The sequence below is a fragment of the Pseudoxanthomonas sp. F11 genome (assembly GCF_037046485.1).
Taxonomy (GTDB): domain Bacteria; phylum Pseudomonadota; class Gammaproteobacteria; order Xanthomonadales; family Xanthomonadaceae; genus Pseudoxanthomonas_A.
In genome coordinates this window covers 174,777-187,097 of the sequence record NZ_JBANLZ010000005.1, presented here as the reverse complement: position 1 = coordinate 187,097, position 12,321 = coordinate 174,777, and the positions used below count along the sequence as shown (strand labels likewise).

Here is a 12,321-nt window from a genome sequence, read left to right as displayed (position 1 = left end):
CACGGTTCCCAAGGGCAGGAAGTCAGCAGATGCGCGTCGCAATCTTCGGCACGGGTTACGTGGGTCTGGTGACGGGCACCTGCCTGGCGGAGGTCGGTCACGACGTGATCTGCGTCGATATCGATCCGGTCAAGGTGGAAGGACTCAACCAGGGGATCGTGCCGATCTACGAACCTGGCCTGTCGCCCATGGTCAAGGCCAACCATGCCGCGGGACGCTTGCGGTTCACCACCGATGCCGCGTCGGCCATCGCCCATGGCGACGTGATCTTCATCGCGGTGGGGACGCCGCCCGACGAGGATGGCAGCGCCGACCTGCAGTACGTGCTGGCGGTGGCAAGTACGATCGGCCGCCACATCGGGCGCGCGTGCACGGTGGTGAACAAGTCCACCGTGCCGGTGGGGACGGCCGACAAGGTGCGCGCCGCGATCGAGGTCGAACTGGCCGCGCGCGGCGCGGATGTCGCCTTCGACGTGGTGTCCAACCCCGAGTTCCTGAAGGAAGGCGATGCGGTCAACGACTGCATGCGTCCGGACCGTATCGTGATCGGAGCGGCGCACCCGCAGGCGGTCGAGCGGCTGCGGCGCCTGTACGCGCCGTTCAACCGCAACCACGAACGCATCGTGGTCATGGACGTGCGTTCGGCCGAACTGACCAAGTACGCGGCCAACGCGATGCTGGCCACCAAGATCAGTTTCATGAACGAGATCGCCAACATCGCCGAACGCGTGGGGGCGGACGTGGAGCATGTGCGTCAGGGCATCGGTTCCGACCCGCGCATCGGCTGGCATTTCATCTACCCGGGCGCCGGCTACGGCGGTTCCTGCTTCCCGAAGGACGTCCAGGCGCTGGCGCGCACCGCGCAGCAGCACGGCTATGCGCCCGAGCTCCTGCTGGCGGTCGAAGGCGTCAACGATCGCCAGAAGGGCCATCTTTTCGAGCTGCTGCAGCGCCACTACGAGCGCGGCGAGGACGAAGGCGTGCGCGGCAAGACCTTTGCGGTGTGGGGGCTGGCGTTCAAGCCCAATACCGACGACATGCGCGAAGCCAGCAGCCGCAGGCTGCTGTCCGAGCTGTGGGAGGCCGGTGCGCGCGTGCGCGCCTACGACCCCGAAGCCCACGAGGAGGCGTCGCGCATCTTCGGCGAACGCGACGACCTGGTGCTGTGCCGGGATGCGTACGCCGCGCTGGAAGGCGCCGATGCGCTGTTCGTGGTGACCGAGTGGAAACAGTTCCGCAGCCCGGATTTCGTCCGCTTGCGCGATGCGCTGGGCGACGCGGTGATCTTCGATGGCCGCAATCTCTACGACCCGGTCGAGGTGGAGGCCGCGGGCATCGCGTACTACGGGATCGGGCGCGGGAGGTCCGTGCATGCAGGCTGAGCCGACACGACAGGGCGATGCACTGGAACGCCGACTGGTGGAACTGGAAACCCGTCTTGCGTTCCAGGAGCACTCGCTGAACGAACTCAGCGAGGCCCTGGCCGACGCGCGCGCCGAGAACCAGCGTACGGCGCTGCTCTTGCGGCACATGGTGGAAGAGCTGGGCAAGGTGCGGACCTCGCTGTTCGAAGACCCGGCCAGCGAGCCGCCGCCGCCCCATTATTGATACGCTGCCGCCACGGCACGCCCCCACGAACCCGCCATGACCGATTCCCTTCGAGACCAGTTGCTCGGCCTGGGCTTCAAGCCTGCGCCCAAGCCCGAACGCAAGCCGGATGCGCGCAAGCCCGACGTACGCAGGCCCGGTCCGCGTCCGTCCGGCAAGGGTGCCGCTCCCGCCCCGCGCAGCGGCCCGGGCGGCAAGCCCCGATCGTCGCAGGGACAGGCGCGCAAGCCGCGTTCGCAGGAAGAGATCGATCTGGCGAAGGCGTACGCCATCCGCGCCCAGCGCGAGAAGGAGGAGCGGATCGAGGCCGAGCGCGTGAAGCAGGAGGAGGCCCGCCTGCGTCGCGAGGCGAAGGCCAGGCTAGTGGCCTTCCTGAAGGACAAGGCGCTGAACGATGCCGAGGCCGACATCGCCCGGCATTTCCCCTACGGTGGCAAGATCAAGCGCATCTACGTCAACGCCGAGCAGCTGAAAGCCCTCAACGCCGGCGAGCTGGGCGTGGTGCAGCAGAATGGACGCTATCTGCTGGTGACGTCCGCCGTGCTGGCCGAAGCCGAAGCGATCTTCGCAGCGGCGGTGGCGCTGAAGGTCGACCCGAACGCGACCGCCGAGGAAGACCCCTACGCGGATCCGAAATACCAGGTACCCGACGACCTGGTGTGGTGACCCGGCCGGGCGACGGCATGCGCCTGTGCCTTTTGCCGGGGCTGGATGGCACCGGTCGTCTGTATGCGCCGTTGATTCAGGCGTTTGGCGATGCGGTCGAGGTCGAGCCATGGACGTACGACAGCGGCCATTTCCACAGCTATGCCGCGCTGGCCGATGCGTTCGGGCCCACAATGCAGCGCCATGCGGATGTCGTGCTGGTGGCCGAGTCCTTCGCCGGACCGCTGGCGGTGATGCTGGCGCACCGGCACCCTGCGCGGGTAAGGGCCGTCGTGCTGGCGGCCAGCTTCGTGCACAACCCGCTTCCGGTCAGCGCCCTGTTGGCCAACGTGCTGCAGCGGATGCCGGCCATCGCGCCACCGGCATTCGCGCTTGAGCGCCTGCTGGCAGGCGAAGGCATGCCGCCGGACCTGCGTAAAGAACTGGACCTTATCCTCGACGCGATACCGGTGGATGTGCTGCGGCGTCGCGCGCTGGCTGCCCTGCGGGTGGACGTACGTGATGAACTCGCCGGCCTGACCATGCCGCTGCTCTATCTGCAGGCCGGGCACGACCGGTTGATCCGGCCCCGTGCGGGATGCGACATCGTGCGTCTGGCGCGCCGCGCACGGTGGCAGACGATCCCGGCCCCCCACTTCCTGTTTCAGCTCGCTCCCGTAGAAGCCGCGGCGGCGATCCGACGCTTCCTCAGTCAGCTCCGATGAATCGACCGATCCACTTGCGTCAGGCGATGCGGGGAGGCGCCTGACGCACCAGCCACCGCCACACGATGACCGCGGCAAGCAGGGCGATGGCCGACGAGGCCATGAAGGCGGTCTCGCCGCTGAAGCGCCACAGCTGCCCCGCCAGCAGTGCACCGCACACGCCGCCGACGCCGGACGACAGTCCATAGAACACGCCTTGGCCATGGCCGTTGAGGCGACCCGGGAAGAACCGCACCAGCAGCTGCATGGCGGCCGCGAAGAACGCGCCGAAATTCAGCGCATGGGTCAGCTGGGCCAACACCATCAGCGGCGTGTGGTCGGGAAACAGCGCCGTCATCAGCCAACGGACGGATGCGCTGAGCAGGGCGAACATCAGCACGCGCGAAGCGTCCCAGCGACGGAAGATGCGGCTGGAGAGGAAGAACACTGCGATCTCGGCCAGCACGCCCACGGTCCACAGCACGCCCTGCGTTCCGGTGCTGTAGCCGTGTTCGGAAAGATAGATCGAGAAGAACGTGTAGAACGGACCGAACGATACCTGGGTGAGGAATGCGGCGACGAAGAACGTGATGACGCGGGGTTGACGCAGGCGCGCGCGGAAGCCTTCGTCCGCTGCCGTCCGCGGCGCGTCCGGGTCGTGCGCGTACCGGTTGATCAGCGCCGAACCCAGCACGGCCGCCAGCACGGGCAGCATCAGCCAGGGCAGGGCGCCGATGCCGAGCCGCCTTGCATCGATCAGCCAGCCGAACGAGGCCACGACCACGATGAAGCCGATCGATCCCCATACGCGGATCAGGCCGTAGCGATCGCTGCGCGCCGCCAGGTGCGACATGGTGATCGACTCGAACTGCGGCATGACGGCGTTGTAGGCGAAGCAGAACGCCGTCATCACGACGAACAGGCCCACGTAATTCCAGGGCAGCAGGAACAGCGCAAAGCTGCCCACGGCCAGCGCGCACCCCAGGTGCAGCCAGCGGATCGGATGCGGCGAGCGCGCGGCCAGCGTCGTCCACAACGAGGGCGAGAGGATGCGCGTGGCGTACCACAGGCTCATCAACACGCTGATGGCGGTGACGCCCAGCCCGCGCGATTCCAGGTACAGGCTCCAGTACGGGGTGAACGCACCCAGTACGGCGTAGTAGAAGAAATAGAAGCTGGACAGCCGCACGGCGGGATAGCCCGACATGCCAGTCGTCGCGTTCATGGTGCCCCGTCCGCGGACGCCGCTGCGGACGTCATCCGGAGGGGGCGGCGGGGGAGAGGCGACGGCATGGCGGGACGACCACGGAGAAGGTGGCGCATTCTAGCCGGACGCGCGCCGCCTCATTCCGGATCGTAGTCCAGGTTCGAGGCCAGCCAGCGCTCCACGTGCGCGACCTCCACGCCCTTGCGCCTGGCATAGTCCGCCACCTGCTCCTTCGACACCCGACCCACCACGAAGTATTGGCTCTGCGGATGGCTGAAGTAATAGCCGGACACGGCGGCGGTGGGCAGCATCGCGAAGCTTTCCGTCAACGACATGCCGGCATGACTGCCCGCATCCAGCAGGCGGAACAGCGTGGCCTTCTCGCTGTGCTCCGGGCAGGCCGGATAGCCGGGTGCCGGGCGGATGCCGATGTACTTCTCTGCGATCAGTGCTTCGTTGTCGAGTGCTTCGTCGGCGACGTAGCCCCAGAACTCGGTGCGCACGCGCTGGTGCAGGCGTTCGGCCAGGGCCTCAGCCAGGCGGTCGGCCAGGGCCTTGAGCAGGATGGCGTTGTAGTCGTCGTGGTCGGCCTCGAAGCGGGCCACGTGCGCGTCGATGCCGATGCCGGCGGTGACGGCGAACATGCCGATCCAGTCCTGCCGGCCGGAGTCCTTCGGGGCGATGAAGTCGGCCAGGCAGAAGTCCGGGCGTTCGACCGGTTTGTCGACCTGCTGGCGCAGGAAGTGCAGGCGCTCGCTGCGTCCGTCGACCGCCAGTTCGACGTCGTCGCCGATGCTTTGGGCCGGCCACAGGCCGAACACCGCCTTCGCCGTCAGCCATCGTTCGTCGACGATCTTCGCCAGCATCGCCCTCGCATCCCGGTACAGCTCGCTGGCCTGCGCGCCGACCACGTCGTCGGTCAGGATCGCCGGATACTTGCCGAACAGTTCCCAGGCATTGAAGAACGGCGTCCAGTCGATGCAGTCCACCAGTTCGCCGAGCGGGTAGTCGTCGAACACGTGCAGCCCGGGCTGGCGCGGCGCGGGCGGCGTGTAGTCGGACCAGCCGCCATCGAACTTCTGCCCACGCGCCTTTTCCAGCGACACCAGCCGCTTGGCGTCGCCGCGGTTCCTGTGGCGTTCGCGGATCTCGGCGTAGTCGGCGTCGTTGGCGGCCACGAAGGCGGCGCGCATGTCGCGCGAGATCAGCGATTGGGCCACGCCGACCGCGCGCGAGGCGTCCTTCACCCAGACGGTGGGCGCTTGGTAGTGGGGGTCGATCTTCAGCGCCGTGTGCGCGCGCGAGGTGGTCGCGCCACCGATCAGCAGCGGCATATCGAAGCCCTGGCGCTGCATCTCGCGCGCGACATGGGTCATTTCCTCCAGCGACGGCGTGATCAGTCCGGACAGGCCGATCAGGTCGGCATTCTCGGCGCGTGCGGTATCCAGGATCTTCTGCGTGGGCACCATGACGCCCAGGTCGACGACGTCGAAGTTGTTGCAGGCCAGCACCACGCCGACGATGTTCTTGCCGATGTCGTGCACGTCGCCCTTGACCGTGGCCATGACGATCTTGCCGTTGGACTTGCCCACATCGCCGGTCCGCAGCTTCTCGGCCTCGATGAAGGGCAGCAGGTAGGCGACCGCCTTCTTCATCACGCGCGCGGACTTCACCACCTGCGGCAGGAACATCTTGCCGGCGCCGAACAGATCGCCGACCACGTTCATGCCGTCCATCAGCGGACCTTCGATGACGTCCAGCGGACGCGCGGCCTGTCGGCGTGCTTCCTCGGTGTCTTCGTCGACGAAGGCATCGATGCCGTGCACCAGTGCGTGCGCCAGGCGCTCGCGCACCGGCTTCTCGCGCCAGGCCAGGTTCTCGACCGGCGCCTCGCCCTTCCTGCCCTTGTAGCGGTCGGCGATCTCCAACAGCCGTTCGGTGGCGTCCTTGCGGCGGTTGAGGATCACGTCTTCGACCCGCTCGCGCAGTTCCGGGTCCAGATCGTCGTAGACAGGCAGGCCGCCGGCATTGACGATGCCCATGTCCATGCCCGCCTGGATGGCGTGGTACAGGAATACCGAGTGGATCGCCGCGCGGACCGGCTCGTTGCCCCGGAAGGAGAACGACACGTTCGAGACGCCGCCGGACACATGGCAGTGCGGCAGCGTCCGCTTGATGATGCGCGTGGCTTCGATGAAGTCCACGGCGTAGTTGTCGTGCTCCTCGATGCCGGTGGCGACGGCGAAGATGTTGGGGTCGAAGATGATGTCTTCCGGCGGGAAGCCCACCTCTTCGGTGAGGATGCGGTAAGCGCGCGTGCAGATCTCGACCTTGCGTGCGCAAGTGTCCGCCTGGCCGGTCTCGTCGAAGGCCATGACCACGGCCGCAGCGCCGTAGCGCAGTACCTTGCGGGCTTGTTCGATGAAGGCTTCTTGGCCTTCCTTCAGCGAGATCGAATTGACCACGCCCTTGCCCTGCAGGCACTTCAGGCCGGCCTCGATCACGCTCCACTTGGAGGAGTCCACCATCACCGGGATGCGCGCGATGTCCGGCTCGGAGGCGATCAGGTTGAGGAAGCGGACCATCGCCTTCTCGGAATCGATCAGGCCCTCGTCCATGTTCACATCGAGGATCTGGGCGCCGTTGGCGACCTGCTGGCGGGCGACCTCGACGGCTTCCTCGTAGCGTTCTTCCTTGATCAACTTGCGGAACTGCGCGCTGCCGGTGACGTTGGTGCGCTCACCCACGTTGACGAACAGCACGTCCGGCGTGATGACCAGCGGCTCCAGGCCCGACAGCCGCGTGTGGCGTGTGGCCGCGCTCATGCGGCCTGCTCCACGCGGGCGGGCAGTCGCCGCGGCGGCAGGCCAGCGACGGCTTCGGCGATGGCCCGGATGTGGGCGGGCGTGGTGCCGCAGCAGCCTCCGACCAGGTTGAGCAGGCCGGACTGGGCAAACTCTTTCAGCGTGGCCGCCATCTCTTCCGGCGTCTCGTCGTACTCGCCGAAAGCGTTGGGCAGGCCGGCGTTGGGATGCGCGCTGACGTAGGCATCGGCCACCGTGGCCAGCGTCTCCACGTGCTCGCGCAGATCCCTGGCGCCCAGCGCGCAGTTCAGCCCCACCGACAGGGGGCGGCCGTGCGCCACAGACGTGTAGAACGCCTCGGCGGTCTGGCCCGAGAGTGTGCGTCCCGACGCGTCGGTGATGGTGCCGGAAATCATCACCGGCAGGCGCCCACCGCGCGCCTCGAACACTTCCTCGATGGCATACAGCGCGGCTTTCGCGTTGAGCGTGTCGAAGATCGTCTCGACCATCAGGGTGTCGGCGCCGCCGTCGATCAGGCCTTCGATGGCCTCGCGGTAGGTGCCGCGCAGTTCGTCGAAACTGGTGTTGCGGAAACCGGGGTCGTTGACGTCCGGGCTGATCGACGCGGTACGGCTGGTCGGGCCCAGCACGCCGATCACGAAGCGCGGCTTGTCGGGGGTCGTGGCCTCGACGGCGTCGCAGCACGCCCGTGCGACCTGTGCGCCGGCCTTGTTCAGCTCGTACACCAGGTGTTCGAGGTGGTAGTCGGCCTGGCTGATGGACGTTGCGTTGAAGGTGTTGGTCTCCACCAGGTCCGCGCCCGCCTCGAGGTAGGCGGTGTGCACGCCGGCGATGACGTCCGGCTTGGTGAGCAGCAGCAGGTCGTTGTTGCCCTTGAGGTCGTGGTCGCAACCCGGGCCGTGTGCATGCGCATGTTGCGCATCGCAGCCGTTGGCGAAGCGCTCGCCGCGGTAATCGGCTTCCTGCAGGCCGTGGCGCTGGATCATCGTGCCCATGGCGCCGTCGATGACCAGGATGCGTTCTTGCAGGGCGTCGAGCAGCAGTCCGGCGCGGTCGGGGTGCAACCAGGGGAGGGTCTTCATGGCTTCACCGCGGTCAACGAAAGCACTTCGAAATGGGGCGGACGGCGCTCACGGGTGACGGTTTCGGCGTTGGCGATCTCCAGCCCCGCCTTCTCGGCGAACTTGCGCAGTTCCTTCTCCGTGAAACCCAGGTTGACGTGGCCGTAGGCTTCCACGACCGAGCGGTGCTCATGCTTGGCCAGGCTGCTCAGCAGCAGGCGGCCACCCCGGCGCAGCACGCGCGCGGCTTCCGCCACGGCCTGCGCCGGTTTGGTCGAATAGGTGAGCGCATGCATCAGCACGACCAGATCGAAACTGGCGTCCTTGAACGGCAAGGCATGCATGTCCCCCTCGCGGACTTCCACGTTGGGGAAACGACGCAGCCGCTCGCCGGCGGCCGCGACGACGCGGGCGCTGGTGTCGATGCAGATGTAGCGCTTGGCATGCGGCGACAGCAGCTCGGCCAGCACGCCGTCGCCGGAGGCGATGTCCAGCACGTCGCCGGTCTCCAGCAAGGGCAGGGCGGTGCGCGCCAGTGCCTCCCAGGTGCGCCCCGGGGAGTAGTGGCGTTCCATGTCCCCGGCCACGCTGTCGGCCCAGTTCTGGTCGGCGGCGCGGTTGGCCAGCACGCCGGCCACGCGTTCGGCATCCTGGCGCAGCAGCGGATCGTCGCTGCCGTCGCGCAGGCTGCGCCAGAGCTCGCGCTGGACCGTGTCCAGGTTGTCCTCGTCGAAGCGATAGTAAGCCGAGACCCCCGCACGGCGATCACGCACCAGACCCGCTTCCTTGAGCTTGGCCAGATGGGTGGAGACGCGCGGCTGCGCCAGCTGGGTGATGGCGGACAGTTCGGCCACCGTCAGCTCTTCGCGGGCCAGCAGGGCCAGCAGGCGGACGCGGGTGGCGTCGGCGAACACCTTCAGCCGGGTCGACCAGGCTTCCAGATCCATAAATATCTTCCTATCGCGATATAGAGATATTTTGACGGTCTGCCCCCGGCCGGGTCAACCCACGGCATACGGCCACGCATGGTGGCGGGTTACAATTGGTATTCAATGTTTGTCTGTCGAGGGGTAGCCGTGGATTTCGCGTTTAACGAAGAGCAGTTGATGATCCAGGACGTCGCGCGCCGGATCGCCCAGGAGAAGATCGGTCCCAGCGCCGAGCACCACGACAGGACCGGCGAGTTCCCGCTGGAGAACATCCGCCTGCTGGGCGAAAACGGCCTGATGGGCATCGAAGTCCCCGCCGAATACGGTGGCGCGGGCATGGATCCGATCGCCTACGTGCTGGCCATGATCGAGATCGCCGCGGGCGATGCCGCGCACTCGACCATCATGTCGGTCAACAACTCGCTGTTCTGCAACGGCATCCTGACCTTCGGTACCGAGGAGCAGAAGCAGAAGTACGTGCGCGCCATCGCCGAGGGCCGCGAGATCGGCGCTTTCGCGCTGACCGAACCGCAGTCGGGCTCCGACGCCACCGCGATGCGTTGCCGCGCCATCAAACAGGCCGACGGCAGCTTCGTCGTCAACGGCAAGAAGAGCTGGATCACCTCCGGCCCGGTGGCCAAGTACATCGTGCTGTTCGCCATGAGCGAACCCGACAAGGGCGCGCGCGGCATCACCGCGTTCATGATCGACACCGAGAAGGCCGGCTTTCATCGCGGCAAGACCGAGCCGAAGCTGGGCATCCGTGCTTCGGCGACGTGCGAGATCGAGTTCACCGACTACGTGGTGGGCCCGGAAGACGTGCTGGGCAAGGAAGGCGAGGGCTTCAAGATCGCCATGGGCGTGCTGGATGCCGGCCGTATCGGCATCGCCAGCCAGGCCATCGGTATCGCGCGGGCCGCCTACGAGGCCACGATCGCCTACGTGAAGGAGCGCAAGGCGTTCGGTGCGCCGATCGGTACGTTCCAGATGACCCAGGCGAAGATCGCCGACATGAAGTGCAGGCTGGACGCCGCCACCCTGCTGACGCTGCGTGCGGCGTGGGTGAAGGGCCAGGGCCAGCGCTTCAGCAATGAAGCGGCCATCGCCAAGCTCACCGCCTCCGAGGCGGCCATGTGGATCACCCATCAGGCGCTGCAGATCCACGGCGGCATGGGCTACTCGAAGGAAATGCCGATCGAGCGCTATTTCCGCGATGCCAAGATCACCGAGATCTACGAGGGCACCAGCGAGATCCAGCGCCTGGTGATCGCCCGCAACGAGACCGGCCTGCGCTGAGGTCCACCCCGCAACCGCCGAAGAAGGACGCCGCCCCAGGGCGGCGTTCTTCGTTCCGGGACACATCCACATGCGACCCCCGTCTTTGGTCATGGGACCACGGGGCCGACCGTCCGCTAGAGTGGCCCGATGCGGGGGTGCGTCCCCCGTTTTCCTCCTGGAGACCCCGATGCGCAAAACCCTGATCGTCTGTGCCCTCACCCTGGCGCTCGCCGCCTGCGACAAGGGCAATGCCCCGGCCGCCGGCGCTGCCGACACCGCGGCCCCGGTGGCCTCTGCGGCCGATATCGCCGCCGAGAGCAAGCGGCTGAACGAGTGGTTCGACAAGAAGTACGAGGAACAGTTGAAGTTCAGCCCGATCCAGCTGACCTTCCAGGGCCGCAAGGACCTGTACGACCAGGTCGACGACATGTCCGAGCAGGCCCAGCGCGACCAGGTCGCCTGGCAAAAGGCCAGCGTCGAAGAGATGGAGAAGACCTTCGATTATGCCAAGCTCGACGACGAGGCCAAGCTGTCCTACGACCTGTGGAAGCTGCAGTACGAGAACGCGCGCGACGGCCTGCCGTTCATGGTGGACGGTTACGCCTTCGACCAGATGAACGGCGCGCAGGGCTTCTGGCCCACGTTCCTGATCAGCTTCCACAAGGTGGAAGAGGAATCCGACTACACCGCCTACATCGCCCGCCTGAACGCCACCAGCCGCGCGTTCGACCAGTTGCTGGAACGTGCGCGCGCCTCGGCCGCGCAGGGGATCCGTCCGCCCAAGTTCGCCTACGAGGGCGTCATCGACCAGGCGAAGAAGGTCATCACCGGCGCACCGTTCTCGCCGGGCAAGGACGCGGCGATCTGGGCCGACGCCCAGGCCAAGGTGGATGCGCTGGTCAAGGCCGGCAAGATCGATGCCGCCCGCGCCACCGCGCTGAAGGACGAGGCCCGCAAGGCGCTGCTCGAGCAGTTCAAGCCCGCCTATGATCGCGTGATCGCATGGAGCGAAGAGGAGCTGCCGAAGGCTGCGGTCAACGCGAGCGGTGTGGGCAGCACGCACCCCAACGGCAAGGCCTACTACGAGTACCAGCTGCGCCAGATGACCACCACCGGCATGACGGCCGAGGAGATCCATGCGCTGGGCCTGAAGGAAGTGGAGCGCATCAAGGGCGAGATGACGGCACTGAAGGACAAGGTGGGCTTCAAGGGCGACCTGGATGCCTTCTTCGCCTTCATCGACAGCGACAAGCAGTTCAAGTATCCCAACACCGATGCGGGCCGTCAGGCCTATATCGACGACGCCACGCGCGCCATCGACAACATCAAGAAGGTGCTGCCGGAGTACTTCGGCCTGCTGCCGAAGGCGGACCTGGTGGTGAAGCGCGTGGAGGCGTTCCGCGAACAGGACGGCGCCGCGCAGCACTATTACCCCGGCACGCCGGACGGTTCGCGCCCGGGCATCTACTACGCCCACCTGTCCGACATGAATGCGATGCCGAAGCCCGAGCTGGAAGTCATCGCCTACCACGAGGGTCTGCCGGGCCACCACATGCAGATCTCCATTGCCCAGGAGCTGACGGGCGTGCCGAAGTTCCGCACCCAGTACAACACTACGGCCTACGCCGAGGGCTGGGGCCTGTACGCGGAATGGCTGGCCAAGGAAATGCCGGGCACCTACCAGGATCCGTATTCGGAATTCGGCCGCCTGAGTTCGGAGATGTGGCGTGCCATCCGCCTGGTGGTGGATACGGGCCTGCATGCCAAGGGCTGGACCGAGCAGCAGGCGGTGGAGTACTTCGACGCCAACAGCGCGGTGCCGCGTGCCGCGATCGAGTCGGAGGTGATGCGTTACCTGACGAATCCTGGCCAGGCCACCGGCTACAAGGTGGGCATGATCAAGATCCAGGAACTGCGCCGGAAGGCGGAAGCCGAGCTGGGCGGGAAGTTCGACATCAAGGGCTTCCACGACACCGTGCTGGGCGGCGGCGCGCTGCCGCTGACGCTGCTGGAGCGGCGCGTGGACCAGTGGATTGCGAAGGAGAAGGCCAAGCAGGCCTGATC

The 12,321-nt window shown here is 66.8% G+C and carries 10 protein-coding genes; 6 read left to right on the top strand and 4 right to left on the bottom strand.

Annotation, left to right across the window (positions count from 1 at the left end; translation table 11 throughout):
* Positions 1 to 29: 29 nt before the first annotated feature.
* Genes V8246_RS15525 through V8246_RS15510 form a run of 4 tightly spaced genes read left to right on the top strand, consistent with a single transcriptional unit; the run spans position 30 to position 2,978 of the window.
* The gene (locus V8246_RS15525; RefSeq protein ID WP_336190010.1) at positions 30 to 1,382 is read left to right on the top strand and encodes a UDP-glucose/GDP-mannose dehydrogenase family protein; all 1,353 of its coding nucleotides are present in this window, start codon (positions 30 to 32) and stop codon (positions 1,380 to 1,382) included.
* The gene (locus V8246_RS15520) at positions 1,372 to 1,608 is read left to right on the top strand and encodes a SlyX family protein (RefSeq protein WP_162108815.1); all 237 of its coding nucleotides are present in this window, start codon (positions 1,372 to 1,374) and stop codon (positions 1,606 to 1,608) included. Before V8246_RS15525 ends, V8246_RS15520 begins: the two co-directional genes overlap by 11 nt.
* Before the next feature lie 36 nt (positions 1,609 to 1,644).
* The gene (locus tag V8246_RS15515; RefSeq protein ID WP_336190009.1) at positions 1,645 to 2,274 is read left to right on the top strand and encodes a DUF2058 family protein; all 630 of its coding nucleotides are present in this window, start codon (positions 1,645 to 1,647) and stop codon (positions 2,272 to 2,274) included.
* Positions 2,275 to 2,291: 17 nt separating this feature from the next.
* Positions 2,292 to 2,978 (top strand): alpha/beta fold hydrolase, encoded by a 687-nt coding sequence (locus V8246_RS15510; protein ID WP_336190008.1) that lies wholly within the window; start codon positions 2,292 to 2,294, stop codon positions 2,976 to 2,978.
* A gap of 19 nt (positions 2,979 to 2,997) precedes the next feature.
* Here V8246_RS15510 and V8246_RS15505 read toward each other — a convergent pair whose 3' ends face one another.
* The 4 genes from V8246_RS15505 to V8246_RS15490 all read right to left on the bottom strand — a co-directional run bounded on the left by V8246_RS15505 (position 2,998) and on the right by V8246_RS15490 (position 8,997).
* Positions 2,998 to 4,182 (bottom strand): MFS transporter, encoded by a 1,185-nt coding sequence (locus tag V8246_RS15505; protein WP_336190007.1) that lies wholly within the window; start codon positions 4,180 to 4,182, stop codon positions 2,998 to 3,000.
* Between the two features lie 119 nt (positions 4,183 to 4,301).
* Positions 4,302 to 6,989, bottom strand: coding sequence for a methionine synthase (gene metH / locus V8246_RS15500; protein WP_336190006.1), 2,688 nt, complete (start codon positions 6,987 to 6,989; stop codon positions 4,302 to 4,304).
* Positions 6,986 to 8,071 (bottom strand): homocysteine S-methyltransferase family protein, encoded by a 1,086-nt coding sequence (locus V8246_RS15495; RefSeq protein WP_336190005.1) that lies wholly within the window; start codon positions 8,069 to 8,071, stop codon positions 6,986 to 6,988. The genes metH and V8246_RS15495 overlap by 4 nt, the downstream gene beginning before the upstream one ends.
* Positions 8,068 to 8,997 (bottom strand): metalloregulator ArsR/SmtB family transcription factor, encoded by a 930-nt coding sequence (locus V8246_RS15490; RefSeq protein WP_336190004.1) that lies wholly within the window; start codon positions 8,995 to 8,997, stop codon positions 8,068 to 8,070. Before V8246_RS15490 ends, V8246_RS15495 begins: the two co-directional genes overlap by 4 nt.
* A 129-nt stretch (positions 8,998 to 9,126) precedes the next feature.
* Here V8246_RS15490 and V8246_RS15485 point away from each other — a divergent pair, with 129 nt between their 5' ends.
* Complete coding sequence (locus V8246_RS15485; RefSeq protein ID WP_336190003.1) at positions 9,127 to 10,275, top strand: acyl-CoA dehydrogenase family protein; 1,149 nt, start codon at positions 9,127 to 9,129, stop codon at positions 10,273 to 10,275.
* A gap of 169 nt (positions 10,276 to 10,444) precedes the next feature.
* On the top strand, positions 10,445 to 12,319 hold the full coding sequence (locus V8246_RS15480) for a DUF885 domain-containing protein (protein WP_336190002.1): 1,875 nt from the start codon (positions 10,445 to 10,447) through the stop codon (positions 12,317 to 12,319).
* Positions 12,320 to 12,321 lie beyond the last annotated feature (2 nt).

Bases quoted from the DNA above. Each gene is read 5' to 3' on its own strand.
- V8246_RS15515 (WP_336190009.1), top strand. From the start codon at position 1,645: ATGACCGATTCCCTTCGAGACCAGTTGCTCGGCCTGGGCTTCAAGCCT.
- V8246_RS15525 (WP_336190010.1), top strand. From the start codon at position 30: ATGCGCGTCGCAATCTTCGGCACGGGTTACGTGGGTCTGGTGACGGGC.
- metH (WP_336190006.1), bottom strand. From the start codon at position 6,989: ATGAGCGCGGCCACACGCCACACGCGGCTGTCGGGCCTGGAGCCGCTG.
- V8246_RS15480 (WP_336190002.1), top strand. From the start codon at position 10,445: ATGCGCAAAACCCTGATCGTCTGTGCCCTCACCCTGGCGCTCGCCGCC.
- V8246_RS15520 (WP_162108815.1), top strand. From the start codon at position 1,372: ATGCAGGCTGAGCCGACACGACAGGGCGATGCACTGGAACGCCGACTG.
- V8246_RS15490 (WP_336190004.1), bottom strand. From the start codon at position 8,997: ATGGATCTGGAAGCCTGGTCGACCCGGCTGAAGGTGTTCGCCGACGCC.
- V8246_RS15505 (WP_336190007.1), bottom strand. From the start codon at position 4,182: ATGAACGCGACGACTGGCATGTCGGGCTATCCCGCCGTGCGGCTGTCC.
- V8246_RS15495 (WP_336190005.1), bottom strand. From the start codon at position 8,071: ATGAAGACCCTCCCCTGGTTGCACCCCGACCGCGCCGGACTGCTGCTC.
- V8246_RS15510 (WP_336190008.1), top strand. From the start codon at position 2,292: ATGCGCCTGTGCCTTTTGCCGGGGCTGGATGGCACCGGTCGTCTGTAT.